The organism is Leptothrix cholodnii SP-6 (assembly GCF_000019785.1).
In the GTDB taxonomy this organism is placed as follows: Bacteria; Pseudomonadota; Gammaproteobacteria; order Burkholderiales; family Burkholderiaceae_C; genus Sphaerotilus; species Sphaerotilus cholodnii.
The window spans coordinates 80,581-104,899 of sequence record NC_010524.1 but is presented as its reverse complement, the minus strand read 5'-3'; the positions used below and the strand labels follow the sequence as shown (position 1 = coordinate 104,899).

The 24,319-nt window shown below is 70.5% G+C and carries 22 protein-coding genes and 1 riboswitch; of the genes, 12 read left to right on the top strand and 10 right to left on the bottom strand.

Translation table 11 applies throughout. The features are described 5' to 3' along the window. Positions 1-45 precede the first annotated feature (45 nt). The gene (locus LCHO_RS00505; RefSeq protein ID WP_012345137.1) at positions 46-696 is read left to right on the top strand and encodes a DUF4136 domain-containing protein; all 651 of its coding nucleotides are present in this window, start codon (positions 46-48) and stop codon (positions 694-696) included. Here the strand turns inward: LCHO_RS00505 and LCHO_RS00500 are convergent. Continuing rightward, complete coding sequence (locus LCHO_RS00500) at positions 665-1,543, bottom strand: hypothetical protein (RefSeq protein ID WP_012345136.1); 879 nt, start codon at positions 1,541-1,543, stop codon at positions 665-667. The two genes, LCHO_RS00505 and LCHO_RS00500, sit on opposite strands and share 32 nt — an antisense overlap. 88 nt (positions 1,544-1,631) lie before the next feature. Here LCHO_RS00500 and glmU point away from each other — a divergent pair, with 88 nt between their 5' ends. Next, entirely contained in the window at positions 1,632-3,041 is a 1,410-nt protein-coding gene (glmU, locus tag LCHO_RS00495) for a bifunctional UDP-N-acetylglucosamine diphosphorylase/glucosamine-1-phosphate N-acetyltransferase GlmU (RefSeq protein WP_012345135.1), read from the top strand. 18 nt (positions 3,042-3,059) lie between these two features. Then, positions 3,060-3,530 carry a hypothetical protein gene (locus tag LCHO_RS00490; RefSeq protein WP_190274829.1) on the top strand — a complete coding sequence of 157 codons (471 nt, stop codon included), beginning with the start codon at positions 3,060-3,062 and terminating at the stop codon, positions 3,528-3,530. Here the strand turns inward: LCHO_RS00490 and LCHO_RS00485 are convergent. Beyond that, the gene (locus LCHO_RS00485) at positions 3,505-4,011 is read right to left on the bottom strand and encodes an Lrp/AsnC family transcriptional regulator (protein WP_012345133.1); all 507 of its coding nucleotides are present in this window, start codon (positions 4,009-4,011) and stop codon (positions 3,505-3,507) included. The genes LCHO_RS00490 and LCHO_RS00485 overlap by 26 nt on opposite strands. Positions 4,012-4,178: 167 nt before the next feature. On the opposite strand from LCHO_RS00485, the gene glmS reads away from it, so the two are divergent. Further along, the gene (glmS, locus tag LCHO_RS00480; protein ID WP_012345132.1) at positions 4,179-6,041 is read left to right on the top strand and encodes a glutamine--fructose-6-phosphate transaminase (isomerizing); all 1,863 of its coding nucleotides are present in this window, start codon (positions 4,179-4,181) and stop codon (positions 6,039-6,041) included. A gap of 22 nt (positions 6,042-6,063) precedes the next feature. On the opposite strand, the gene LCHO_RS00475 is transcribed toward glmS, so the two are convergent. Next, positions 6,064-6,636: a TMEM165/GDT1 family protein gene (locus LCHO_RS00475; RefSeq protein ID WP_012345131.1), complete on the bottom strand. Its 573-nt coding sequence runs from the start codon at positions 6,634-6,636 to the stop codon at positions 6,064-6,066. A 3-nt stretch (positions 6,637-6,639) separates the two neighbouring features. Beyond that, a riboswitch (yybP-ykoY riboswitch) is annotated at positions 6,640-6,814 on the bottom strand. A 131-nt stretch (positions 6,815-6,945) separates the two neighbouring features. Between LCHO_RS00475 and mgrA the strand changes: the two genes are divergently transcribed. Together mgrA and LCHO_RS00465 are read left to right on the top strand one after the other, a co-directional pair. Next, positions 6,946-7,989: an L-glyceraldehyde 3-phosphate reductase gene (mgrA, locus tag LCHO_RS00470; protein WP_012345130.1), complete on the top strand. Its 1,044-nt coding sequence runs from the start codon at positions 6,946-6,948 to the stop codon at positions 7,987-7,989. Between the two features lie 35 nt (positions 7,990-8,024). After that, complete coding sequence (locus LCHO_RS00465; protein ID WP_012345129.1) at positions 8,025-8,771, top strand: dienelactone hydrolase family protein; 747 nt, start codon at positions 8,025-8,027, stop codon at positions 8,769-8,771. On the opposite strand, the gene LCHO_RS00460 is transcribed toward LCHO_RS00465, so the two are convergent. After that, positions 8,746-9,393 carry a tRNA-uridine aminocarboxypropyltransferase gene (locus tag LCHO_RS00460; RefSeq protein ID WP_012345128.1) on the bottom strand — a complete coding sequence of 216 codons (648 nt, stop codon included), beginning with the start codon at positions 9,391-9,393 and terminating at the stop codon, positions 8,746-8,748. The genes LCHO_RS00465 and LCHO_RS00460 overlap by 26 nt on opposite strands. A 136-nt stretch (positions 9,394-9,529) precedes the next feature. On the opposite strand from LCHO_RS00460, the gene LCHO_RS00455 reads away from it, so the two are divergent. Then, on the top strand, positions 9,530-10,162 hold the full coding sequence (locus LCHO_RS00455) for a flavin reductase family protein (RefSeq protein WP_012345127.1): 633 nt from the start codon (positions 9,530-9,532) through the stop codon (positions 10,160-10,162). A gap of 42 nt (positions 10,163-10,204) precedes the next feature. Here the strand turns inward: LCHO_RS00455 and LCHO_RS00450 are convergent, their stop codons facing one another. The 3 genes from LCHO_RS00450 to LCHO_RS00440 all read right to left on the bottom strand — a co-directional run bounded on the left by LCHO_RS00450 (position 10,205) and on the right by LCHO_RS00440 (position 14,853). Then, entirely contained in the window at positions 10,205-12,013 is a 1,809-nt protein-coding gene (locus LCHO_RS00450; RefSeq protein WP_012345126.1) for a flavin-containing monooxygenase, read from the bottom strand. A 247-nt stretch (positions 12,014-12,260) separates the two neighbouring features. Then, entirely contained in the window at positions 12,261-12,722 is a 462-nt protein-coding gene (locus LCHO_RS00445) for a rhodanese-like domain-containing protein (protein ID WP_012345125.1), read from the bottom strand. 58 nt (positions 12,723-12,780) lie between these two features. Then, positions 12,781-14,853, bottom strand: a complete 2,073-nt coding sequence (locus LCHO_RS00440) for a sigma-54-dependent Fis family transcriptional regulator (RefSeq protein WP_012345124.1) — start codon at positions 14,851-14,853, stop codon at positions 12,781-12,783. Between the two features lie 151 nt (positions 14,854-15,004). Here LCHO_RS00440 and LCHO_RS00435 point away from each other — a divergent pair, with 151 nt between their 5' ends. Beyond that, on the top strand, positions 15,005-16,288 hold the full coding sequence (locus tag LCHO_RS00435; RefSeq protein WP_012345123.1) for an amino acid deaminase: 1,284 nt from the start codon (positions 15,005-15,007) through the stop codon (positions 16,286-16,288). A 7-nt stretch (positions 16,289-16,295) separates the two neighbouring features. After that, a complete protein-coding gene (locus LCHO_RS00430) occupies positions 16,296-17,690 on the top strand; it encodes a leucine-rich repeat-containing protein kinase family protein (protein WP_012345122.1) in 1,395 nt (464 codons plus the stop codon). A 112-nt stretch (positions 17,691-17,802) separates the two neighbouring features. Here the strand turns inward: LCHO_RS00430 and LCHO_RS00425 are convergent, their stop codons facing one another. After that, complete coding sequence (locus LCHO_RS00425) at positions 17,803-18,405, bottom strand: restriction endonuclease (RefSeq protein ID WP_043703668.1); 603 nt, start codon at positions 18,403-18,405, stop codon at positions 17,803-17,805. A gap of 269 nt (positions 18,406-18,674) precedes the next feature. On the opposite strand from LCHO_RS00425, the gene LCHO_RS00420 reads away from it, so the two are divergent. After that, positions 18,675-19,346, top strand: coding sequence for a 2-hydroxychromene-2-carboxylate isomerase (locus tag LCHO_RS00420; protein ID WP_012345120.1), 672 nt, complete (start codon positions 18,675-18,677; stop codon positions 19,344-19,346). A gap of 63 nt (positions 19,347-19,409) precedes the next feature. Here LCHO_RS00420 and alaC read toward each other — a convergent pair whose 3' ends face one another. Both alaC and LCHO_RS00410 read right to left on the bottom strand, forming a co-directional pair. Further along, entirely contained in the window at positions 19,410-20,627 is a 1,218-nt protein-coding gene (gene alaC / locus LCHO_RS00415) for an alanine transaminase (protein WP_043703666.1), read from the bottom strand. Positions 20,628-20,697: 70 nt separating this feature from the next. Continuing rightward, positions 20,698-21,420: a GntR family transcriptional regulator gene (locus LCHO_RS00410; RefSeq protein WP_012345118.1), complete on the bottom strand. Its 723-nt coding sequence runs from the start codon at positions 21,418-21,420 to the stop codon at positions 20,698-20,700. Positions 21,421-21,572: 152 nt separating this feature from the next. Between LCHO_RS00410 and LCHO_RS00405 the strand changes: the two genes are divergently transcribed. Both LCHO_RS00405 and mdcA read left to right on the top strand, forming a co-directional pair. After that, positions 21,573-22,604, top strand: coding sequence for a Bug family tripartite tricarboxylate transporter substrate binding protein (locus LCHO_RS00405; RefSeq protein WP_012345117.1), 1,032 nt, complete (start codon positions 21,573-21,575; stop codon positions 22,602-22,604). Positions 22,605-22,616: 12 nt separating this feature from the next. Continuing rightward, positions 22,617-24,317, top strand: a complete 1,701-nt coding sequence (mdcA, locus tag LCHO_RS00400) for a malonate decarboxylase subunit alpha (RefSeq protein WP_012345116.1) — start codon at positions 22,617-22,619, stop codon at positions 24,315-24,317. Positions 24,318-24,319: the final 2 nt, after the last annotated feature.

Below are 24,319 nucleotides of genomic sequence, written 5' to 3'. Positions count from 1 at the left end.
ATCGGGTGGCCGCCGGCCGCTCGGTGCTCGTCAACAGGAGTGGCCATGAACCGATCGCCCCGACCCTCGCGCCCGCTGCCCAGCCGGCGCCGGCATTTCCTGAAGGCCGCCGCCGCCGCTTCGGCCCTGTGGTGGCTGGCGGGCTGTGCGTCGATCGACCAGGTCAGCGTCGACGTGACCACCTACGGCGCCTGGCCGTCGGGCCGCGCGCCGGGCCGTTATGCGTTCGAGCGGCTGCCCTCGCAGGTGCAGGCCGGTGCGGCGCAGGACCAGCTGGAGGCGGCGGCCGGTGCGGCGCTGGAGCGGGTCGGTTTCAGCCGCGCCGCCGATGCGGCCCAGGCCGACGTGCTGGTGCAGTTCGGTGCCCGCCAGGGCAAGCTGGTCGATCCGCCGCCGATGTTCGGCTGGGGCATCGGCCTGGGTTTCCCGATCGGCGGGCGCAGCAGCATGGGGTTGGGCATGCACACCGGGTCGGGCTGGTACGGCGACCGGGTGCGCGACTACCGCGAGCTCGGCCTGCTGCTGCTCGACCGCGCCAGCCACCGGGTGCTGGTCGAGGTGCAGGCGCGCCACGAAAGCCGCTACGGCGGTGACGACCTGAGCGAGGCGCTGTTCGACGCCGCGTTGTCGGGCTTCCCCGCTTTGCCGGCCGGCGAACGCCGCGTCACGGTGCCTTTGCCGCCTGCTTCGCGCTGACCGGCGGCAGGAAGCTGCGCAGGTCCTGCGCCCAGCCGCGCAGGGTTTCGACGGCCTGCCGGCGCTGCGCCGCGCTGCTGCGGTTGTGCAGCTCGGCGCTGAGCGCGCACTGGTCGTCGCGCAGGCTGGCCCGCCAGCGGCCGGCCGCCGCGTCGCTCGGCTGCACGACGCGGCCGAGCCAGGCGTGCACGATCTCCTGCCGCTGCGCCTCGGTCTGGCCGTTTGCGCTCATGCCGCTCAAGGTTCGCAGCGTGTCGCGCTGGTCGATCTGGCGCTCGTCGAGCCAGCGCTGCGCGTCCCACGGCGAGCGGCGCATGCGCTCGGTGACGAAGTCGCGCTGCGCGCCGTCGAGCCGGCCGTAGAGCTTTTCGGCCCGCTCGACCACCCGTTCGACGGCCTTGCGCTCGCGCTCGCGCGGGTCGGCGCCGAGCTGTTCGTCGCGCCAGGTGGCGTTGGTCCTGTCGAAGCGCTGTTGCACGCTGCGCCACTGCTCGGCCGACAAGGTCGGCGCGATCCGGGCCAGCGCGGGCACGGCCATCGCCATGTAGCGCGCGCGTCTTTTCTCGAGCGTGCCCCACCAGCCGCAGACCTGGGCGGCGCTCAGGTCGTCGGGCGCTGCGAGGGCGATCTGTTCGAGCAGCGCCACGTCGTCGGCCAGCTGCTCGCGGCGGTGCCAGTCGAACCACTGCGCCAGCGCGGCGCGCACCTGCGGCGCCTGGGTCTCGGTGAAGCCGGCGTGTCGATCGAGCCACCAGTAGGCCAGCGTGTCGCCCTGGCTGTAGCCCCAGCGCAGCGTGCTGCAGCCGCCGATCAGCAAGGTGGCGAGCAGGAGTGCGGCGGCCGTCACGACCCGCGCCGAACGCTTGGGCGCCGGCGCCGATCCGGTCCCGATAATGCGAGATTCGCGAATTCGCTCGCTAAACAAGGATGGACGCATGAGGCTTGATGTCGTGATCATGGCTGCCGGCAAGGGCACACGGATGAAATCGGCCCGACCCAAGGTGCTGCACCCGCTGGCGGGGCGAGCCTTATTGCAGCATGTCCTGGAAATGGGCGCCGGGCTGGGGGCGGATCGCCTCATCACCATCACCGGCCACGGCGCCGAGTCGGTCGAAGCCGCCATGCGCGCCGCGCTGCCGGCCGCGCCGCTGGCCTTCGTGCGCCAGGAGCCGCAGCTCGGCACCGGCCACGCCGTGCAGCAGGCGGTGCCCGCATTGGGTGACGAGGGCACCACGCTGATCCTCAACGGCGACGTGCCGCTGGTGCGCCCCGAGACCGCTCGCGCGCTGATCGCCGCCTGCGGGGGCGAGAAGCTGGCACTGCTGACCGTCGAACTGGCCGACCCGACCGGCTACGGCCGCATCGTGCGTGACGCCGCCGACCGCGAGCGCGTGCTCGCCATCGTCGAGCACAAGGACGCCACGCCCGAGCAGCGCGCCATCACCGAGGGCTACACCGGCATGATGGCCGTGCCGACCCGCCACCTCAAGCGCTGGCTGGCCGCGCTGCGCAACGACAACGCGCAGAAGGAGTACTACCTGACCGACATCGTCGCGATGGCCGAGGCCGACGGCGTGCCGGTGGTCGCCACGCTGGCGGGCAACGAGACCGAGGTGCTGGGCGTCAACAGCCCGCTGCAGCTGGCCGAACTCGAGCGGCGCTTCCAGCGCGTGCAGGCCGAATCGCTGATGGAAGCCGGCGTGCGCCTGATGGACCCGGCGCGCTTCGACCTGCGCGGCGTGCTGCGCTGCGGCCGCGACGTCGCGATCGACGTCAACTGCGTCTTCGAGGGCGAGGTCGAGCTCGGCGACGAGGTGCAGATCGGCGCCAACTGCGTGATCCGCAACGCCCGCATCGCCGCCGGCGCGGTGATCCACCCCTTCACCCACATCGACGGCGAAGCCGCCGGCGTCGAGGTCGGCGAGGGCGCGCTGATCGGCCCGTTCGCGCGCCTGCGCCCGGGCGCCAGGCTGGGCCGTGCAGTCCACATCGGCAACTTCGTCGAGGTCAAGAACTCCACGCTGGCCGACGGCGCCAAGGCCAATCACCTGGCCTACCTGGGCGACGCCACGGTGGGTGAACGTGTCAACTACGGCGCCGGCAGCATCACCGCCAACTACGACGGCGCCAACAAGCACCGCACCGTGATCGAGGCCGACGTGCACATCGGCAGCAACTGCGTGCTGGTGGCGCCGGTGACGATCGGCGCCGGTGCCACGGTGGGCGGCGGCTCGACCATCACCAAGGACGTGGCGCCCGGCCAGCTCGGCGTGGCGCGTGGCAAGCAGGTGGTGCTCGACGGCTGGGTGCGCCCGAGCAAGAACAAGCCCGCCAAGCCGGCCTGATCGCGCATGGATTTCGCCTTGTCCGCCAACCCGCCCTCGACCCGGCCGATGCGCGCGCGGCGGGCGCCGGTGATGCAGTTTTCCGTCGAGCTGCTCACCCCGACGCACTACGCACGGCTCGGTCTGGCCGAGGACGCCGACGCCGCCGCGATCGAGGACGCCTGGCAACGCCTGCGCCCGCCGCCGTCGCTCAGCGCCGAGGTGGACGAGGTGCGGGCCACGCTCAAGGCGATGGCCTGGCCACAGCCCGGCCTGGCCGAGTCGCCGGCGATCCGGGCACGCCAGCGCGAGCTGGCCTATGGGGTGCTGTCCGACCCGGCCCGGCGAGCGGTCTACGACCGCTGGCTGGCCGAGCACCGCAGCCGCATCACCCGCCCGCCCGAGACACCGCGCTGGCAGGCCTGGCTGCACAGCCACCGCGGCCACTGGCAGATCGGCGTGGGCGCCGCGCTGCTGGCGAGCGTCACGCTGGCCTGGCTGGCGCTGTGACGTCGGCGGCCGGCAGCGCGATCTGCAGGCCGCACTTGGCCCGCTGCACGCTGAAGAAGCAGCGCACGTTGCGCACGTTGGCGTCGGCATTGAACAGCCGCTGCACGAGCGCCTGATAGGCCGCCATGTCGGCCACCTGGGCGATCAGCACGAAGTCCGGCCCGCCGCTGGTGCGGTAACACTGCTGCACGCCCGCATCCGCCACCACCCGCGCCTCGAACGCCGCCAGCCGCTCGGCGGCCTGCACGTCGAGCGTGATCTCGACGATCGCCGTCAGGCCGTGACCCAGCGCCTCGGGCGACAGCACGGCCACGGTGCGCTCGATCACGCCGGCCTCGCCGAGGCGACGCAGCCGGCGCAGGCTGGTGGCGGGTGACACCTGCACCGCCTCGGCCAGCGCCTGGTTCGAGCGCGAGGCATCGCGCTGCAACTCGTCGAGCAGACGCAGGTCGATCTCGTCAAGCGGGATGGATGAAGTCATGAAATAAAAAATCCAATTTCACAAGATTGTGATTCGATTATTCCCGACCATTGTCGACGAGACGAATTGTTGCGTTGATGCGTGAATTTTGACGATTCTTTGCTCGATCGACTCGATACCATCGCGGCCAGTCTCATCCGAACACCGTCCATCAAAGGATCCCTCACATGTGTGGCATCGTCGGCGCAGTCAGTCAACGCAACATCGTCCCGATCCTGATCCAGGGTCTGCAGCGGCTCGAATACCGCGGTTATGACTCCTGCGGCGTGGCCGTGCACCAGGGCGGCGAGCTGCGCCGGGCGCGCAGCACCTCGCGGGTGGCCGAGCTCGATGCGCAGGTGCTGCAGGACGGCGTCGAAGGCCTGATCGGCATTGCCCACACCCGCTGGGCCACCCACGGCGCGCCGGCGGTGCACAACGCCCACCCGCACTTCAGCCACGGCACCGGTGCCGACGCGAAGTCGGCCAAGGCCGGCCGGATCGCGCTGGTGCACAACGGCATCATCGAGAACCACGACGAGCTGCGCGCCGAACTCCAGGCCCGCGGTTACGAGTTCTCCAGCCAGACCGACACCGAGGTCATCGCACACCTGGTCGACTCGCTCTACGAGGGCGACCTGTTCGACGCCGTGCAGCGCGCGCTGCCGCAACTGCGTGGCGCCTACGCGATCGCGGTGTTCTGCCGCGAGGAGCCGCAGCGCGTGGTCGGCGCCCGCGAAGGCTCGCCGCTGGTGCTGGGCGTGGGCAAGGGCGAGACCTTCCTGGCGTCGGACGCGATGGCGCTGGCCGGCGTCACCGACCAGATCGTCTACCTCGAAGAAGGTGACGTGGTCGACATGCAGCAGGGCAAGTACTGGATCACCGCGCGCGCCGACGGCGGCGCCCGCCCCCGCGTCGATCGCCCGGTCAAGACCGTGCACGCGCACAGCGGCGCGGCCGAGCTGGGCCCGTACCGCCACTACATGCAGAAGGAGATCTTCGAGCAGCCGCGCGCCATCGGCGACACGCTCGAAGGCGTCGAGGCGATCGCGCCCGAGCTGTTCGGCGACGGTGCCGCGCAGGTCTTCGCCGAGATCGACAAGGTGCTGATCCTGGCCTGCGGCACCAGCTCCTACAGCGGCATGACGGCCAAGTACTGGCTCGAAAGCATCGCCAAGGTGCCGGCGCAGGTCGAGGTGGCGAGCGAATACCGCTACCGCGACAGCGTGCCCGACCCGAAGACGCTGGTCGTCACCATCAGCCAGAGCGGCGAGACCGCCGACACGCTGGCCGCGCTGAAACACGCGCGCAGCCTGGGCATGACCAACACGCTGACGATCTGCAACGTCTCGACCAGCGCGATGGTGCGCGAGTGCAAGCTGGCCTACATCACGCGCGCGGGCGTCGAGATCGGCGTGGCCTCGACCAAGGCCTTCACGACCCAGCTCGCCGGCCTGTTCCTGCTGACGCTGGCGCTGGCCAAGGTGCGCGGCCACCTCACCGCCGAGGCCGAAGCCGACCATCTGAAGGCCATGCGCCACCTGCCGGTCGCGCTGCAAGCCGTGCTGGCGCTCGAGCCGCAGGTGATCGCCTGGGCCGAGGACTTCGCCAGCAAGGAAAACGCGCTGTTCCTGGGCCGCGGCCTGCACTACCCGATCGCGCTCGAAGGCGCGCTCAAGCTCAAGGAAATCAGCTACATCCACGCCGAGGCCTACCCGGCCGGCGAGCTCAAGCACGGACCGCTGGCGCTGGTGACGAGCGCGATGCCGGTGGTGACGGTGGCGCCCAACGACGCGCTGCTGGAAAAGCTCAAGAGCAACATCCAGGAAGTGAAGGCCCGTGGCGGCCAGCTCTACGTGTTTGCGGATGCCGACACCCGCATCGAGAGCGATGCCGGCGTGCACGTGATCCGCATGCCCGAGCACTACGGCGCGCTCAGCCCGATCCTGCACGTGGTGCCGCTGCAGCTGCTGGCCTATCACACCGCCTGCGCCCGCGGCACCGACGTCGACAAGCCGCGCAACCTGGCCAAGAGCGTGACGGTGGAGTGATCGGCTGCGGCCGGGGCGGTACTCAGAAGATCTGGCCGACGTTCAAGAGCGTCAGCATGCCCAGCACGGCGAAGATCGTCGCCGCAATGCTGTGCACCAGCGTCATCGACACCGCCTTGGCGATGCGGTCGCCCAGGAACACCGCGGGCACGTTCGCCAGCATCATGCCCAGCGTCGTTCCGGCCACGACGGCGACGAGGTCGCCGTAACGCGCCGCCAGCGCGACGGTGGCGATCTGCGTCTTGTCGCCCATCTCGGCCAGGAAAAACGCCAGCACGGTGGTGCCGAACACGCCGAAGAGCTGCCGACCGCCGGCGTCCTCGTTGTCGATCTGGTCGGGGATGAGCATCCACGCGGCCATCGCGATGAACGATGCCCCGATGACCCAGCGCAGCACGTCGGGGCCGAGGGCCTGCGCGACCCAGCCACCGACCGCACCGGCCAGTGCATGGTTGGCCAGGGTGGCGACCAGGATGCCGAGGATGATGGGCACCGGCTTGCGGAACCTGGCCGCCAGCAGCATCGCCAGCAACTGCGTCTTGTCGCCCATTTCACCGAGTGCGACGACGCCGGTGGACACGAGGAATGATTCCAAGAGGATCTCCAAGGGCCAGCGAATACCAGAGACCACACGGCATCCCCGGCCCTTCCGGAGGCAGTGTGGTCAAAGGTCTTGCCAGGCTCTGGAGCTGTTCGCGCCATGACCGTGAGGGTCAAGTGTGTTGACGCGAACCCCTGCGGGCGCAGGGCGGCTACTCCCCAATGACGAAAGCGCCGCGAGTATAGCGAGGCGGATCTTCGGCTCCGCGCAAGGCCGAGCGTCGGCATGCCGACGTCAGCGGATTCGCTGCGGCATGATCACGCCCGATCCCACCGCGCCTCAGCCCACCGACAGGAGACCCTCATGGCCTACACCGCCGCCGCCACGCGCTACGAATCGATGCCCTACCGCGCCTGCGGCCGCAGCGGGCTCAAGCTGCCGGCGATGTCGCTGGGCCTGTGGCACAACTTCGGCGACGCCACGCCGATGGCGCTGCAGCGCGCGCTCGTCACCACCGCCTTCGACCTCGGCATCACGCACTTCGACCTGGCCAACAACTACGGCCCGCCGTACGGCAGCGCCGAGATCAACTTCGGCCGCATCCTGCGCGAGGATCTCAAGCCCTACCGCGACGAGCTGATCATCTCCAGCAAGGCCGGCTGGGACATGTGGCCCGGCCCCTACGGCGCCGGTGGCGGCTCGCGCAAGTACGTGCTGGCCAGCCTCGACCAGAGCCTGCAGCGCCTGGGCCTCGACTACGTCGACATCTTCTACTCGCACCGCTACGACGCAGAAACCCCGCTCGAAGAAACCGCCGCCGCGCTGGCTCATGCGGTGAGCCAGGGCAAGGCGCTCTACATCGGCATCTCGTCGTACTCGCCGGCCAAGACCGCCGAGATGGCGCAGCTGCTGCGTGGCCACGGCGTGCCGCTGCTGATCCACCAGCCGAGCTACAACCTGTTCAACCGCTGGATCGAGAACGGCCTGCTCGACACGCTGGCCGAACAGGGCGCGGGCTGCATCAGCTTCACCGCGCTGGCGCAGGGCCTGCTGTCGGACAAGTACCTCAACGGCATCCCCGCCGACGCCCGCATCAACCGCCCCGGCGGCGGCTCGCTCAAGGCCGAACATCTGAGCGAGGCCAACCTCGCCAAGGTGCGCGCGCTCAACGGCATTGCGCAAAAGCGCGGCCAGACGCTGGCGCAGATGGCGCTCGCCTGGGTGCTGCGCGACCCACGCGTGACCACCACGCTGCTGGGCGCCAGCAGCCCGGCGCAGATCCGCGAGAACGTCGCCGCACTCCAGAACCTGGCTTTCAGCGCCGATGAGCTGGCCGAGATCGACCGCCACGCGCAAGAAGGCGGCGTCGACCTGTGGCGCGCGCCCAGCAGCGACTGGAACATCTGACTTCGACGAGGCCCAGAACAAGGAACAACCGCGCCATGATCGTCCGCTCCGAACACATCGACCTGCCCGCCGGCGACGGCGTGATGCGCTGCTTCATGGCCATGCCGGAGCAGCCCGGCCGCTATCCCGGCATCGTCTTCTACTCCGACATCTTCCAGCTCACCGGGCCGATGCAACGCGCCTGCGTGCGCCTGGCCGGCCACGGCTACACGGTGCTGGCGCCGGAGATCTACCGCCGCATCGAGCCGGCCGGCACGGTGATCGCCTTCGATGACGCCGGCCGCAGCCGCGGCCTGTCCGATGCCGAACGCACACCGGTGGCGCACTTCGATGCCGATTGCCGGCTCGCGCTGGATCACCTGGCGAGCCACCCTGCGGTGGCGCCGGGCCAGCTCGGCGCGGCCGGTTTCTGCATCGGCGGACACCTGGCGATGCGCGCCGCGCTGCAGCCTGACGTCAAGGCCACCGCCTGCTTCTACGCCACCGGCGTGCACAACGGCAAGCTCGGGCAGGACGCCGACGCCGGCACGCTGCAACGGCTCGGCGAGATCGGCGGGCGATTGCTGCTGGTGTGGGGCACAGCCGACCCGCACATCCCGGCCGCCGGCCGCGACCTCATCGAAGCCACGTTGCGTGCGAAGAACGTCGACTTCGAGCAGCGCCTGTACGCCGCCGAACACGCCTTCATGCGCGACGTCGGCGCGCGCTTCGACCCCGAGGCCGCCGACCTGGCGTTTGCCGAGGCGGTGGCGTTTTTCAGGGCGGCGTTTCGCCCGGCGTGATCGCGGCGGGCGTCGGCCGGAAGGCGGTCGAGGTGTCGGCCACCCAGGCGCCGAAGGCATCGAGCAACGGCGCATATCGCGGCGCGTCGGCCTCGATCTGCGCCAGCGCCAGGCAGGTGGCCTCCAGCGTCGACAGCTGCTCGGGCAACGCCGCCTTGCGCAGCGCGCCGTAACGCGCCGCTGGCGGATCCACCAGCGGCCAGCGCGGCAGCGCCTGCAGCCGCGGATTGAGATGCAGCAGGCGCAGGCTCTTGCGCCAGGTCGCGTCGAGCACGACCAGCCGGCGCGGCATCACGGCCGGGTCGGCCAGCGGGCCGGGCGCCGATGCGGTGGCAGGGTAGAGCAGCACGGTGTCGCCGGGCGCGGCGTCGTCCGGCCCCAGCCAGTCGGCCAGCGCGGCGGCATCGAGTGTCTCGGCCACCACCCTCCGGCAGCGCTGCAGGCTCAGCGCCAGCAGGCGGGCGCTGCCCTTGGCCTGGTGCGCTTCCAGCGGGTGCTGCAGGATCAGCACCTCGACCGCGTTGGGCGTGGGACGCAGCCAGGCGCACAGGCAGGTGCGTTGCGGGAGGTGGCAGGCGGAGCAGGTCGGGCGGCGGGGCTGGGCGACGGATTTCTGGTGCATGACGGTGCGCAAGAAGCCTCCGGAAGCATCGACGCGGTCCAGGATGATTTCACAACCGGCCGGGCGCGCTCCCCGGCCTGGCGCACCTCTTGCGTCGAGAACTTGCCGGACCCATCCGCTTGAAAGGCAGACCGCCATGGAGATCGACTTCGCCGAACTGACCGCCTACCAGCGCTACAAGCTGATGGCCAGCCTGATCGTGCCGCGGCCGATCGCGCTGGTCACCACGCTGGGCGCCAACGGCGTGGCCAATGCGGCGCCGTTCTCGATGTTCAACATGCTCGGCGAAGACCCGCCGATCGTGATGCTGAGCATCAACCGGCTGCACGATGGCCGCCTGAAGGACACCGCCGCCAACATCCTGGCCAGCGGCGAGTTCGTGGTGCACCTGTGCGACGAGCCGCTGGCCGCGCAGATGCACGCCTGTGGCGAGTCGCTGCCGCCGCAGGTCAGCGAGCTTGCCAAGGTCGGTCTGCACGCCGTGCCGTCGCAGACGGTGGCGCCACCGCGCATCGCCGAGGCGCCGGTGGCCTTCGAGTGCGTGCTGCACGAGAAGCTCGAAACCGCGAGCCGCTACATCTTCATCGGCCGGGTTCAATGGCTGAGCGTGCGCGAGGGCCTGGTCGACCGCGAGACCTGGCGCGTGCGGCTGCAGGACTACCACCCGGTCGGCCGCTTCGGCGCGAGCTTCTACGTCACCACGCGCGATCGTTTCGCCATCGGCGACACGCAGGATCCCTCGCGCAGCACCTCGATCGACGAGATCTGAGAGTGCCCGCGGCGGCGCAGTCGCACCGCCGCGTGGCGCACATCAGCGCCGGTGGTGCGCCGGCTGCGGCCGGTAGACCGGCGTGGCGATGCCCTCCATGCGCGCCTTCAACTGCAGCGACAAGAACTGCGAGTAATGGCGCGACTGGTGCAGGTTGCCGCCGTGGATCCACAGGTTCTGGACCGGCGTGGGCTTCCACATGTTGCGCAGCTCGCCTTCCCACGGGCCGGGATCCTTGGTGGTGGCCGAACCCAGGCCCCAGCACTTGCCGACCTGGTCGGCCACCTCGGGCGAGATCAGGTCCGCCAGCCAGCCGTTCATCGAGCCGTAGCCGGTGGCGTAGACCAGCAGGTCGCACGGCAGCTCGCTGCCGTCGGTCAGCGTCACCGACTTCGGATTGATGCGCTCGATGTTGACCGGGCTCCTGAGCTTGACGCTGCCGTTGGCGATCAGCTCGCTGGCGCCGACGTCGATGTAATAGCCCGAGCCGCGGCGCAGGTACTTCATGAACAGGCCCGAGCCGTCTTCGCCGAAGTCGAGCATGAAGCCGGCCTTCTCGAGCCGCGCGTACAGGTCGGCGTCACGCTTCTTCATCTCCTCGTACACGGGGATGTGGAAGGTGTGCATGATCTTGTACGGCACCGACGCGAAGATCAGATCAGCCTTGTCGGCGCTGATGCCACCCGCCACCGCCGCCTCGGAATAGAGCCCGCCGAGTGCCAGCTCCATCAGCGAATCCGACGGCGCGATGTGCGTCGACGAGCGCTGCAGCATCGTCACGTCGGCGCCGTTTTCCCACAGGTCGGCGCAGATGTCGTGGGCCGAGTTGTTGGAGCCCAGCACCACACACTTCTTGCCCGCCCAAGCCGCGCCACCGGGATGCTTGCTCGAATGGTGTTGCGTGCCCTCGAAGGTTTCCGCGCCGGTGATCTTGGGCACGTTCGGGTAGCCCGACACGCCCAGCGCGAACACCAGCTGCTTGGGCCGCAGCGTGACCGGCTGGCCCTCGCGCACCACGCGCACTTCCCACTCCTGCTTGTCTTCGTCCCAGCGCGCCTTCTCGGCCACGGTGCTGGCCCAGTAGTTCAGCTCCATGATCTTGGTGTACGACTCCAGCCAGTCGCCGACCTTGTCCTTCGGGCAGAACACCGGCCAGTCGTCCGGGAACGGCAGATAGGGCATGTGGTCGTACCAGACCGGGTCGTGCAGGCAGAGGCTCTTGTAGCGGTTGCGCCAGCTGTCGCCGGCCCGCGGATTCTTCTCGATCACGATGGTCGGCACGCCCAGACGCCGCAGCCGCGCCGCCAGGCCGATGCCGCCCTGCCCGCCGCCGATGATCAGCGTGTTGGGCTGCTCGCTGTAGCCGAGCGTGGCCTGCTCGTGCTGGCGCTTTTCGAGCCAGGTCTGGCGGCCGCGCTGCACGCCGTGTTCGGCACCCTTGATGCGGCGCGGGCCCTTCTTTTCTTCATGGCCCTTGAGCTCGACCATCGTGGTCAGAAAGGTCCACGCGCGATCGCCCTTCAGCCGCAGCAGGCCGCGCCCACGCGACACCGCGGTCTCGAAGGTGAACCACGCTTCGGTCACGCCGCCGGCTTCGGTGGCGTCGCCCTCGACCTTGAAGGCCGACGGCTGCACATCATTCAGGCGCGCGGCCAACATCGCGCGGATGTCGTCCCGGCTCTCGAAGGTGCGGATGTTCCAGGTGAAGCTGACAAGGTCGCGCCAATAGCACTCGTCGTCGAACAGCGCGGTGGCGGCGTCGGCATCGCGTGCAGCGGCGGCGGCCTCGAAGCGGGCCAGCCAGTCGGCCGCCCTTTGCGTGGGAGAAATCGGGGGGGAAATCTGCGTCATGCGGGTGTCTCCTCGCGGTGTGGACCAGGCCGGGCAGGCGCCCGGTGACTTGATCTTGCGCAAGGCCCGTGCCGAGCCGGCGTGCTGCGCCGCAGCAGTGGCCAAGTGCCTGACGGCATTGGCTTTTCATGCCGAAGGCCGCAACGATCGGGGCCGGACACCTGTCACGGCGAGACAGGTCGGCGAGACAGGTGATGGCCTTCGGGCTGTGACAGCTGTCACCCCTGGCGCGGCGGCCACGCGGTGCTCAGTGCTTGACCGCGCCGGTCGCCCGGGCCGCGGCATCGAAGCCGCCCTTGGCCTTCCACTCGGCGTAGCCGCCCTGCAGGATGCGCACGTTTTCGTAGCCGGCCACCCGCAGCGCGAAGCCGGCCTGCGCCGACAGCGTGCCGGTGTTGCAGTACAGCAGCACCGGCTTGTCCTTCGGGATGCGGCCGCGTTCGGCCAGGGCGCGGCGCCATTCGATGTTGACCGCGCCGGGGATGTGCTCCTTGGCGAACTGCTCCTTGTCGCGGGCGTCGATGACGAAGAACGATTTCCAGTCGTCCTTCGGGATCTGCTCGGGGAAGATCGTCGCGCCGCCGTAATCGACGAAATCGAGGTAACCCTCCATCGCGTCGATGACGGCCTTGTCTTCGGCCAGCGCCGGCAGCGGGGCGAGGTGGAGCGCGGCGGCGCACAGGGTGGTGGCAATCAGGGAGAGTCGCATCGGCTTTCAGGTCGGTTGATGATCGGTTTCGAGTTCGTTCGAGTGCATGCCTGGGCGCTCACTCGCGCGCCTCCAGCGGCGAGCGGATCTCCAGGCGCTTCATGCGCCGATACAGCGTCATGCGCGAGCAGCCCAGCTCGCGCGCCACCGCCGAGACGTTCCAGCGCGCCGCGCGCAGCGCCTGCAGCAGTTGCGCGGCTTCATCGGCCACCGGCGCGTGCAGCGTCGAGCCCGGCTGCCAGATGTCCGGGCCGCTCGGGCGCCGTGCGACCGGCGGGCTCGCCGCCAGCAGCGCATCGGGCAGATCGCCGAGCCGGATCAGGCCGTCGTCGCACAGCGTGCGCGCGTAGTCGAGCGCGTTGCGCAGCTCCCGCAGATTGCCGGGCCAGGGGTGCGCGTGCAGCGCGGCACGCGCGTCGGCAGCGAGGCGGGTCGCAGGTTCACGCAGGGCGGCAGCACGTTGCCGCGGCGCCGGCGCGTCACCACACGGCGCGAGCATGCGGTCGATCAGCACGTCCAGATCCTGGCGCTCGCGCAGCGGCGGCAGCACCACGTGCGCGCCGTTGAGGCGGTAATACAGGTCGTCGCGGAAACGCCCCTCGCGCACCAGCGCTTCGAGCGGGCAATGGGTGGCGGCGATCACGCGCAGGTCGACCGGCGTGGGCCGGGTCGCGCCGATCGGCAGCACCTCGCGCTCGGCCAGCACGCGCAGCAGGCGGGCCTGCAGGGCGCGTGGCATGTCGCCGATCTCGTCGAGGAACAGCGTGCCGCCGTCGGCCTCCTGGATCAGGCCTTTCTTGCCCTTGGGGCCGGCGCCCGAGAAGCTGCCGGGCAGGTGGCCGAACAGCTCGCTCTCGATCAGCGACTCGGGAATCGCCGCGCAGTTGACCGCCACGAACGGCCCACCGCGGCGCTCGCTGCTGGCGTGCAGGGCCTTGGCGAAATACTCCTTGCCGCTGCCGGTCTCGCCGGTGATCAGCAGGCTGACGGGGCTGTCGACGAGCCGGGCGGCGCGCGCGATCTGGCGGTCGAGCGCGGCGTCGCCACCCGACAGCGCGGCCAGCGGCGCAGGCAGCTGGCGCTCGGTCGTGACCCGGCCCGGTTCGCTGGCCGCCGTGCGCAGCGGCGCCGGTGGCGGCGCGGCATGCAGGAACAGCACGTGCCGGGCGCCGCTGCGCAGCACCGCGCGCCGGTCGGCTGCGCGGCCCTGCACGAAGCGGCCGAGGTCGCCGACCGACAGCGCCAGCAGACGCCCGATCGGCTGGCCGATCAGCGCCGACGGCCCGCGGTCCGGCGCCGTCGTCGTGCGGCCCGACAGGCCCGGCAAGCCCGGCTCGAACAGCAGCTGGGCGCGCCGGTTGTGGCCGATCACGCGCCCGGCCGCGTCGAGCGCCAGCAGGTAGTCGGGGTTGACGTCGAGGAACTGCGGCGCCTCGCTCAGCCGCAGCACCCAGTCGTGGCGATGGCGCTGCAGGAAGGCGGCGTTCTCGACGTGCTGGGCATAGACCTTCACCAGCTGCAGCGCCAGGTGCTGGCTCGCCTTGGGCTGGTGGCTGCTGAGCTGCGAGATGTCGAGCACGGCGTTGAGCCGGCCGACCGTGTCGAACACCGGGGCGGCGGTGCAGGTCAGCGGGATGTGGGTGGCGTCGAAGTGGTCGTCGAGGTGCACCGTCAGCGCCTGGCCGGTGCTGATGCAGGTGCCCACGCCGCAGGTGCCGGCGTGGTGCTCGCTCCAGTCGGCGCCCAGGTACAGCCCGGCCTTGCGCAGGCCGGGCTCGACGAGCAGGTCGCCGATGAAATCGACCGTGACGCCGCGCGCATCGGTCAGCAGCACCACGTAACCCAGGCCAGCCACCTGCTGGTAGAGCGCCTCCAGGCCGTGGCGGGCGATCTGCAGGAAGTCCTCCATCTGGCCCTGGTGCTCGCGCAGGCGCGGCTGCGGCAGGATCACGGCCTCCTGCATGCGCGTGGGGTCGAGCCGGTGCTGGTGCACGCAGCGCTGCCAGCTGGCGCGGATCAGGGCGTCGTGGCGCGCCGCAGCAGGCGCCGCCACACCCGCGTCGGCCACCTGCATGACGGTGGCCATGTGGGCGCGCTGCGACGGCGCGTGAGCCAGGGCGGAAGACGGCATGACGGGCTCCGGAAGGGCGGACAGAGCCGCACACTGTGCAGCAGCCCCGCGGGCTTGGCGAGCCCGTGAATACGCGCGAACCGGCGGCGTTCGGGCACCGGCAGCGGGGCGTGCCGGGTCGCAGGTGTTGGCGCTGTGGTCGAATTCCGCCATGCCTGCTCCGACCGCCGACGCCCTGATCGACCCCCAGCTCGACGCCAGCTTCAAGGGCTATCCGCCCGACGCCCCGCCGCTGCGCCGCTCGCAGATCGCCGCGAGGGGCTGGAACGTGCTGGCCGGCGACCTGCCCTTGCCGCTGGCGGTGATCCGGCGCGAGCCGCTGGCCCACAACCTCGGCTGGATGCAGCGCCACGTGGCGGCCGCCGGCATCGCGCTGGCGCCGCACGGCAAGACGACCTTGTCGCCGCAGCTGTTTGCCGCACAGGTCGAGGCCGGCGCCTGGGGCATCACCTTCGCCAACGTGCACCAGCTCGCGCTCGGCGTGGCCGGCGGCGTGCGCCGGGCGCTGATCGCCAACCAGGTGATCCAGGCCGGCGACCTGCACCAGCTGGCCGCCTTGCGCGCGCAGCATCCGGGCCTGCGGGCGCCGTTCTTCATCGACTCGGCGGCGCAGCTCGCGCTGATCGAGGCGCAGGCGCTGCCAGCGCCGCTGGAGGTGCTGCTCGAACTCGGCCTGCCCGGCGGGCGCACCGGCTGCCGCGGTCACGAGCAGGCGCTGGCGCTGGCCCGTGCGGTGCACGCCAGCCCGGCGCTGCAGCTGGCCGGCATCAGCACCTACGAAGGCCTGTGGGGCAGCGGTGACGACGCCGCCGATCGTGCGCTGGCCGAGGGCCTGATGCAGCGCGTGCACGCCCTGGCGCTGGCCTGCGAGCACGAGGCGCTGTTCGACACCGACGAGGTCATCGTCAGCGCCGGCGGCTCGGCGCTCTTCGATCGGGTGTCGCAGGCCCTGCGCCCGCCGCTGCGCAAGCCGGTGCTCGGCCTGCTGCGCTCGGGCTGCTACGTGACGCACGACGACGGCCACTACCGGCGCATGGTGCACGTCGCCAACCGGCGTCTGGGCTGTGCCGATGCCGACGGCCTGCGCGCGGCGCTGCAGGTCTGGACGCTGGTGCAATCCTGCCCCGAGCCGGGACTGGCGATCCTCAACGCCGGCAAGCGCGACCTGTCGTTCGACATGGGCCTGCCGGTGCCGGTGATGTTCTGCCCGCAAGGCGAGCGCACCGCGCGCGCGGTGCCGGCGGGCTGGCAGATCAGCGCACTCAACGACCAGCACGCCTACCTGCGGCTCGGTGACGACGCCAGTGCGCTGCAGGTCGGCGACCGCGTCGCGCTGGGCATCTCGCACCCCTGCACCACCTTCGACAAGTGGCGCTGGATGCCGGTGGTCGACGAGGCGCTGCGCGTGGTCGACGCCATCACCACGCTGTTCTGAGCGGCCCATGCACAGCCTCGAACAACTGCGCTCGGGCGCCCTGGCCGGCACGCGCCGGCTCGACCTCAGCGCCGGCCTGAGCCACTTTCCGCCCGAGATCTACACGCTGGCCGACACGCTGGAGGTGCTCAACCTGTCGGGCAACCAGCTCAACGCCCTGCCCGACGACCTGCCGCGGCTGCACCGGCTGAAGGTCATCTTCTGCTCCGACAACGCCTTCACCACGCTGCCCGCGGTGCTGGGCCGCTGCGCGCAGCTGGAGATGGTCGGCTTCAAGGCCAACCGCATCGCCGACGTGCCGGCCGAGTCGCTGCCGGCGCAGCTGCGCTGGCTGATCCTGACCGACAACGCGATCACGCAACTGCCCGCCACGCTGGGCTGGCGGCCGCGGTTGCAGAAACTGATGCTGGCCGGCAACCGGCTGCGTGACTTGCCCGACCTGTCGCGCTGCACGCAGCTCGAGCTGCTGCGGCTGGCGGCCAACCGCTTCGAGACGCTGCCCGCCTGGCTGCTCGACCTGCCGCGGCTGAGCTGGCTGGCGCTGGCGGGCAACCCGCTGCGTGCGCCGTTCGGCGCGCGGCCGCAACAGCCTCTGCGGCCCGACCGGCCGGACATCGCCCGCATCGCCTGGTCGCAGCTGCAGCTCGAACACGCCCTCGGCGAAGGGGCCTCGGGCGTGATCCACCGCGCGCTGTGGCAGCCGCCCGATCAGCACGCACCGCAGGATGGTCGCGAACCGCCGGCGCGGCAACACTCCCCCGCCCGGCCGGTGGCGGTCAAGCTGTTCAAGGCGGCGATGACCAGCGACGGCCTGCCCGACTGCGAGATGGCGGCCTGCATCGCGGCGGCCGGGCATCCGGGGCTGATCGCCGTCGAAGGCGTGCTGCATGCGCACCCTGAGGGCAGCGCCGGGCTGGTGCTGGCGCTGCTCGATCCGGCGTACCGGGCGCTGGCCGGCCCGCCCAGCCTGGCCTCGTGCAGCCGCGACGTCTACGCCGACACGCTGCGCCTGCCGGTGGCCGCCGCACTGGCGATCGCCCGCCGCATCGCCGACGTGGCCGCGCACCTGCACGCCCAGGGCCTGATGCACGGCGACCTGTACGCCCACAACATCCTCTGGAACGGCGAAACGCAGCAGCCGCAATGCGTGCTGAGCGACTTCGGCGCCGCGTCCTTCCACGACCCGGCCAGCCCGGCCGCCGAGGCTTTGCAGCGCCTCGAAGTGCGCGCCTTCGGCTGTCTGCTCGAAGAGCTGATCGAGCGCGCCGATGCAGCGCACGCGGCCGAAACCGACGCGCTCGCCGCGATGGCCGCGCTGCGCGACGCCTGCCTGCAGCCGCAGGTGCACGCGCGGCCGAGCTTGGCGCAGGTGGTCGGACAACTGGCACAGATCGGCCACTGAGCGCATCGGCGCACCAACGCGGGAGACGTGCTGGGGTCGACGAGGATCGGTGTGTGCTCGATGCGAGCACCACGCATTTCCGAGGCGGCCCAGGCCGCAGCCCGCAACGGTTTCAGCGCGTCGGCGGCGTCGCCGGCAGCGGCAGGCCGCGCAGTGCGTGCGCCAGTTCGGCGGCTTGCCAGAGGGTGATGCCGTGTTCGGCGGCGTAGGCCCGGGCGTTGTCGCTGGGCTCGCCCAGGCCGATGTAGATCGCGTCGGGCAGGGCGTCGCCCTCGCGGGCCACGCGGGCGGCCTGCAGTTCGCGCAGCGGCTCCAGGCCGGTGCGGGCGGACTTCCAGCGCCGCGCGCTCACCAGCGTGTGCCGGCCCTGGCGTTCGAGCGCGAAGTCGACCGCCCCGCTGCGCCGCTGCAGCGCATGACCGTCGCGGCGGAAGGCCTGTTCCAGCAAGGCCGAAAACGCCGGCCAGGGCATGGCGCCGACGGCCTCCAGCGTCTGCCCGACCCGGGCCGGGCTGGGCAGATCGCGCTGACGCCACGCCGCCATCGCACCGATCACCAGGAACGGGAAACAGCCCAGCACGCCGGCCACACGGTAGTCCTCGGGCAGCACCACCCAGGCCAGCAGCGCCATCACCCCGGCGATGCACACGCTGACCCACCACCGCGAACGCAGCAGCACGGCAAACAGCGAATTCTTGGCCATCTTGAGCTTCACGGCTGATCCTCGTAGAGAGCGGCGACACCCGCCGGCGCCGCAGTCTACGGGGTGAGCGGCTTCGAATTGACGACGCCGGCCCGCTCAAGCGATCCTTCCCGGATCGCTCAATCGATCTCCTGACCTGTCCGGGAGACCTTGTTCCATGTCCACCGCCGTGCTGTGCACCCCTTCATCCGTCGGCCGCTGCTCGCCGAACTCGGCCATCTCGGCCCGGCAGCGTGGTGCGCTGCCGGGTGGTGTTCGACTGAATGACCAGGAGACCGGGAATGACGACCGATGACTGCAACGATGCGGCGCCGCCGCGGCAGGTCGAGTTCTGGCTCGACTTCGGCAGCAACTACAGCTACCTGAGCGCGATGCGCATCGAAGCGGCGGCGCAGCAACTGGGGCTGACGGTGGCGTGGCGGCCCTTCCTGCTCGGGCCGATCTTCAAGTCCTTCGGCTGGGACAGCTCGCCCTTCGTGCTGCAGAAGGAAAAGGGCGCCTACATGTGGCGCGACATGGAGCGCCAGTGCGCGAAGCACGGCCTGCCCTGGCGCAAGCCCTCGGTCTTTCCGCGCAGCGCGGTGCTGCCGATGCGGGTGGCGGCGGCACACGCCGAGCAGCCCTGGATCGGCGCCTACTGTCGCGAGACGATGCGCCTGAACTTCGCGCTCGACCGCGATCTCGACAGCGAGGATTCCGTCGCCGGCGTGCTGCGCGGGCTCGGCCTGCCGGCAGCAGAGCTGATCGACGCGGCGCGCGACGGGCCGCGGCGCGGCCGGCTGCGCGAGTTGACCGCCGAGGCGCAGCGCCGGGGCCTGTTCGGCGCGCCGAGCTTGTTCGCGCGCGGCGAACTGTTCTGGGGCAACGACCGGCTCGACGATGCGCTGGCGTTCGCGGCGCAGGGCACCGCGGGCCGCGTCAGGCCGACCGACACGGCGAGGTGGCCGCAGTGACACGCGCCATGGCGTCCGGGTCGATTCATGCCCGGGCTCTCGCAGGCCGGCAGGCAGGAAGTGTCAGCCGGCCGGCACCACCACCCCGTCGGCCTTGAACATCGCCTTGATGCCACGCACCGCCTGGCGGATGCGGGCCTCGTTCTCGATCAGCGCAAAGCGCACGTGGTCGTCGCCATGGTCACCGAAACCGATGCCCGGCGAGACGCAGACCTTGGCCTTCTCGAGCAGCTGCCTGGCGAATTCGAGCGAGCCCAACGCCGCGTAGGCCGGCGGGATCTTGGCCCAGATGTACATCGCCGCCTTCGGGCACTCGACCTGCCAGCCCGCTTCGATCAGGCCCTTGTAGAGCACGTCGCGGCGCTTCTGGTAGTTGGCGGCGATGTCCTTGACGCACTGCTGATCGCCCTCCAGCGCGGCGATCGCGGCCACCTGCAGCGGCGTGAAGGTGCCGTAGTCGTGGTAGCTCTTGATGCGCGCCAGCGCGGCCACGAGATCCGGGTTGCCGACCATGAAGCCGATCCGCCAGCCGGCCATGTTGTAGCTCTTGCTGAGCGTGAAGAACTCGACCGCCACGTCCTTGGCGCCCGGCACCTGCATGATGCTCGGCGCCTTCCAGCCGTCGAACACGATGTCGGCGTAGGCCAGGTCGTGCACGACGAAGATGTCGTGTTTCTTGGCCAGCGCGATCACGCGTTCGAAGAAGTCGAGCTCCACGCACTGCGCCGTCGGGTTGCTCGGGAAACCCAGCACCATCATCTTCGGCTTGGGGTAGCTGCCGCGGATGGCGCGCTCCAGTTCGGCGAAGAAGTCGACGCCCGGGATCAGCGGCACCGAGCGGATATCGGCCCCCGCGATCACCGCACCGTAGATGTGGATCGGGTAGCTCGGGTCGGGCACCAGCACGGTGTCGCCGCGGTCGAGCGTGGCGAGCATCAGGTGCGCCAGGCCTTCCTTCGAGCCGATGGTGACGATGGCCTCGGTGTCGGGGTTGATGTCGACGGCGTAGCGGTCCTGGTACCAGTGGCTGATGGCGCGGCGCAGGCGCGGGATGCCCTTGCTGGCCGAGTAGCCGTGGGTGTCGGCGCGCTGCGCGACCTCGGTCAGCTTGGCGACGATGTGCGCGGGCGTCGCGCCATCGGGGTTGCCCATGCTGAGGTCGATGATGTCTTCGCCACGGCGGCGCGCGGCGAGTTTCAGCTCGGCCGTGATGTTGAAGACGTAGGGGGGCAGGCGGTCGATGCGCGCGAAGCGGCGCTTGCCGGTGGAGGCAGAGGACATGTCGATGACTTTCACGTGAGCGCCCGGAACCGTCCGAGCGACGTGGCCGCAGGAGCGGCCGACGCGCATCTTAGGCGATGCGCGCGGCCGGGTCGGTGTTGACGCTGGTATGGGCGGCCGGCGCAGCGCTCGGCCGCGGCACCGCGCTTTCGAGTTGGCGCAGGCCGGCCAGCAGGTCGGCAAAGCGCTCGCCCTGCACGATGACGTGGTTGCGCACCGCGTTGACCGCAAGCTCGGCGTCGCCGTTGCGGATCGCGTCGACGATGCCCTGGTGTTCCTCGAACGAGCGCTGCAGCCGGTTGCGCACCCGCAGCTGCAGGCGCCGGTAGGGCCGCAGCTTGCGCTGCAGCGCCTGCGCCTGCTCGGCCAGGAAGGCGTTGTGCGCGCTGTCGTAGATGGCGCGGTGGAAACCTTCGTTGGCGTAGAAGTAGGCGTCCGGGTCGAGCTCGCCGGCGGCGCTGCGGCAGCGCTCGTGTGCCGCCTGGATCGCTGCCAGATCGGCCTCGGTGGCGCGCCGCGCGGCCTGGCGGGCGCACATCGCCTCCAGCTCGGCCATCACCTCGAACATCTCGATCAGCCGGGTCGGCCCGAGCGCCGCCACCACCGCGCCGCGGCGCGGCCGCAGTTCCACCAGCCCTTCGGCCGCCAGCTGGATCAGCGCCTCGCGCACGGGGGTGCGAGAGACGCCGTGGCGCTCAACCAGCAGCGCCTCGTCGAGCGCGCTGCCGGGCGCCAGCTCGCCGGTGGCGATCTGCTCCTCGATGGTTTCGCGCAGGCGGTCAGAGATCTTCATGCCCGCATTGTCGCAGCCGCTGCCGTCATGGCGTCCATTGAAGCCGTCAGGGAATTTACCGGGATTGCAAAAGCATGCGACACAGCATTTAATGTATACGTAGACAGAAATCAAGAATACACATCCACCCGGACAGCCCCAGGAGACAACCGATGACACAGCCCCGCAGCCCTCGCGCACCGCGCACCGCTCCCACCCGTCGACTGGCCTTGCAGCAGGCGGGCCTCTGCCTCGCCGGCGTCCTGGTGGCGGGTCTGTCGGTCCCCGCGTCGGCCCAGACCCAGGCCTGGCCGAGCAAGCCCGTCACGGTGGTGGTGCCGTTCCCGGCCGGCGGCGGCACCGATGCGTTCGCGCGCCCGCTCTACGCCCAGCTCACCAAGCAGCTCGGCATGCAGGTGGTGATCGACAACAAGGGCGGCGCCGGTGGCAACGTCGGCGCCACGGTGGCGTCCAAGGCCGCGCCCGACGGCTACACCTGGTTCATGGGCGCGGTGCACCACGCCATCGCGCCGTCGATCTATCCCAAGCTCGACTACAACCTGGGCAACGATTTCGTGCCGGTGGCGCTGATCTCCAACGTGCCGCAGGTGATCGTCGTCAACCCGCAGAAGGTGCCGGCCAACAACCTCAAGGAGCTGCTGGCGCACCTGAAGGCCAACCCGGGCAAGCTCAGCTACGGCTCGGCCGGCAACGGCTCGTCGCACCACCTGGCGGGCGAGCTGTTCAAGATGCAGACCCAGACCTTCATCACCCACATCCCGTATCGCGGCGCCGGCCCGGCGCTGCAGGACCTGATCGGCGGCCAGGTCGACATGATGTTCGACGGCCTGGGCTCGTCGGCCATCCACATCAAGAGCGGCCGGCTGCGCGCGATCGCGGTGGCGAGCGAAAAACGTGCGCCCGGTTTCCCGGACATCCCGACCAGCATCGAAGCGGGCGTGCCGACCTACCAGGTCGCCACCTGGTACGGCCTGTGGGCGCCCAAGGGCACGCCCAAGGAGATCGTCGAGCGCATGGCCGCCGAGCTGCGCACGGCCTTCGCCAGCAAGGAGATCAAGGACGCCTGGACCAACCTCGGCTCCGAGATCCCGACGCTCGCCGGCCCGGCCTTCGGCGACTTCGTGACGTCCGAAACCAGGCGCTGGGCCACGGTGGTGAAGGACGGCAACATCAAGATGGAATGAGGTGACGTGAGCATGAACGCCGTTGCCACCTCGCCCGCCGCTGCGGCAGCCACCACCACCGCCTGGGATCACAAGGCGCGCCGCCGCCAGGCCCGCCTGGCGCGCGCGGCCGAAGAGGTAGCCGCGCGTGGCAAGTGCGTGCCGCATGCCGACGCCGTGGCGCTGCTGCACGCCGTGCTCGAACCCGGCGACCGCGTCTGCCTGGAAGGCAACAACCAGAAGCAGGCCGACTTCCTGGCCCGCGCGCTGACGCAGCTCGACCCGCAGCGGGTGCACGACCTGCACATGGTGCAGTCGGTGCTGGCGCTGCCCGAACACCTCGACCTGTTCGAGGACGGCATCGCCAGCCGGCTCGACTTCTCGTTCTCGGGCCCGCAGGGCGCGCGGCTGGCGCAGCTGGTGTCAGCCGGCCAGATCCGCATCGGCGCGATCCACACCTACCTCGAACTGTTCGCGCGCTACTTCGTCGACCTGACGCCGCAGGTGGCGCTGATCGCCGCGCAGTCGGCCGACCGCGAGGGCAACCTCTACACCGGCCCCAACACCGAGGACACGCCGGCGATCGTCGAGGCCACCGCGTTCAGCGGCGGCATCGTGATCGCGCAGGTGAATCAGATCGTGGATCGGTTGCCGCGGATCGACGTGCCGGCCGGCTGGGTCGACTTCGTGATCGAGGCGCCGACGCCGCATTTCATCGAGCCGCTGTTCACCCGCGACCCGGCGCAGATCAGCGAGATCCAGGTGCTGATGGCCATGATGGCGATCAAGGGCATCTACGCCGAATACGGCGTGCAGCGCCTGAACCACGGCATCGGCTTCGACACCGCGGCGATCGAACTGCTGCTGCCGACCTACGGCGAATCGCTCGGCCTCAAAGGCAAGATCTGCCGCCACTGGGCGCTCAATCCGCACCCGGCGCTGATCCCGGCGATCGAGGCGGGCTGGGTCGAGTCGATCCACTCGTTCGGCTCCGAGCTCGGCATGGAGGACTACATCCGCGCCCGCTCCGACGTCTTCTTCACCGGCGCCGACGGCTCGCTGCGCAGCAACCGCGCCTTCTGCCAGGCGGCCGGCCACTATGCCTGCGACCTGTTCATCGGCTCGACGCTGCAGATGGACCTGGCCGGCAACAGCTCGACCGCAACGCTCGGCCGCATCGCCGGTTTCGGCGGCGCGCCCAACATGGGCGCCGACGCGCGCGGCCGGCGCCACGCCAGCCCAGCCTGGCTGAAGGCCGGCGCGCAGGCCCGCGAAGGGCTCACCGGTGCGCGCGGCACACCACGTGGCCAGAAGCTGGTGGTGCAGATGGTCGAGACCTTCCGCGAGCACATGCAGCCGGCTTTCGTCGAGCGGCTCGATGCCTGGCAGCTCGCCGAGCAGGCCGGCATGGCGCTGCCGCCGATCATGATCTACGGCGACGACGTCAGCCACGTGCTGACCGAAGAAGGCATCGCCAACCTGCTGCTGTGCCGCAGCGACGAGGAGCGCGAGCAGGCGATCCGCGGTGTCGCCGGCTACACGCCGCTGGGCCTGGGCCGCGACCGCCGCGCGGTCGAGAACCTGCGCGACCGCGGCGTGATCCGCCGCCCGGCCGACCTCGGCATCGACCCGCGCGACGCCACCCGCAACCTGCTGGCCGCACGCTCGATGCGCGACCTGGTGCGCGCCTCCGGCGGGCTCTATCAACCGCCCAAACGGTTCAGGAACTGGTGATC

Bases quoted from the DNA above. Each gene is read 5' to 3' on its own strand.
- LCHO_RS00505 (WP_012345137.1), top strand. From the start codon at position 46: ATGAACCGATCGCCCCGACCCTCGCGCCCGCTGCCCAGCCGGCGCCGG.
- glmU (WP_012345135.1), top strand. From the start codon at position 1,632: ATGAGGCTTGATGTCGTGATCATGGCTGCCGGCAAGGGCACACGGATG.
- LCHO_RS00485 (WP_012345133.1), bottom strand. From the start codon at position 4,011: ATGACTTCATCCATCCCGCTTGACGAGATCGACCTGCGTCTGCTCGAC.
- glmS (WP_012345132.1), top strand. From the start codon at position 4,179: ATGTGTGGCATCGTCGGCGCAGTCAGTCAACGCAACATCGTCCCGATC.
- mgrA (WP_012345130.1), top strand. From the start codon at position 6,946: ATGGCCTACACCGCCGCCGCCACGCGCTACGAATCGATGCCCTACCGC.
- LCHO_RS00465 (WP_012345129.1), top strand. From the start codon at position 8,025: ATGATCGTCCGCTCCGAACACATCGACCTGCCCGCCGGCGACGGCGTG.
- LCHO_RS00460 (WP_012345128.1), bottom strand. From the start codon at position 9,393: ATGCACCAGAAATCCGTCGCCCAGCCCCGCCGCCCGACCTGCTCCGCC.
- LCHO_RS00455 (WP_012345127.1), top strand. From the start codon at position 9,530: ATGGAGATCGACTTCGCCGAACTGACCGCCTACCAGCGCTACAAGCTG.
- LCHO_RS00450 (WP_012345126.1), bottom strand. From the start codon at position 12,013: ATGACGCAGATTTCCCCCCCGATTTCTCCCACGCAAAGGGCGGCCGAC.
- LCHO_RS00445 (WP_012345125.1), bottom strand. From the start codon at position 12,722: ATGCGACTCTCCCTGATTGCCACCACCCTGTGCGCCGCCGCGCTCCAC.
- LCHO_RS00440 (WP_012345124.1), bottom strand. From the start codon at position 14,853: ATGCCGTCTTCCGCCCTGGCTCACGCGCCGTCGCAGCGCGCCCACATG.
- LCHO_RS00435 (WP_012345123.1), top strand. From the start codon at position 15,005: ATGCCTGCTCCGACCGCCGACGCCCTGATCGACCCCCAGCTCGACGCC.
- LCHO_RS00430 (WP_012345122.1), top strand. From the start codon at position 16,296: ATGCACAGCCTCGAACAACTGCGCTCGGGCGCCCTGGCCGGCACGCGC.
- LCHO_RS00420 (WP_012345120.1), top strand. From the start codon at position 18,675: ATGACGACCGATGACTGCAACGATGCGGCGCCGCCGCGGCAGGTCGAG.
- alaC (WP_043703666.1), bottom strand. From the start codon at position 20,627: ATGTCCTCTGCCTCCACCGGCAAGCGCCGCTTCGCGCGCATCGACCGC.
- LCHO_RS00410 (WP_012345118.1), bottom strand. From the start codon at position 21,420: ATGAAGATCTCTGACCGCCTGCGCGAAACCATCGAGGAGCAGATCGCC.
- LCHO_RS00405 (WP_012345117.1), top strand. From the start codon at position 21,573: ATGACACAGCCCCGCAGCCCTCGCGCACCGCGCACCGCTCCCACCCGT.
- mdcA (WP_012345116.1), top strand. From the start codon at position 22,617: ATGAACGCCGTTGCCACCTCGCCCGCCGCTGCGGCAGCCACCACCACC.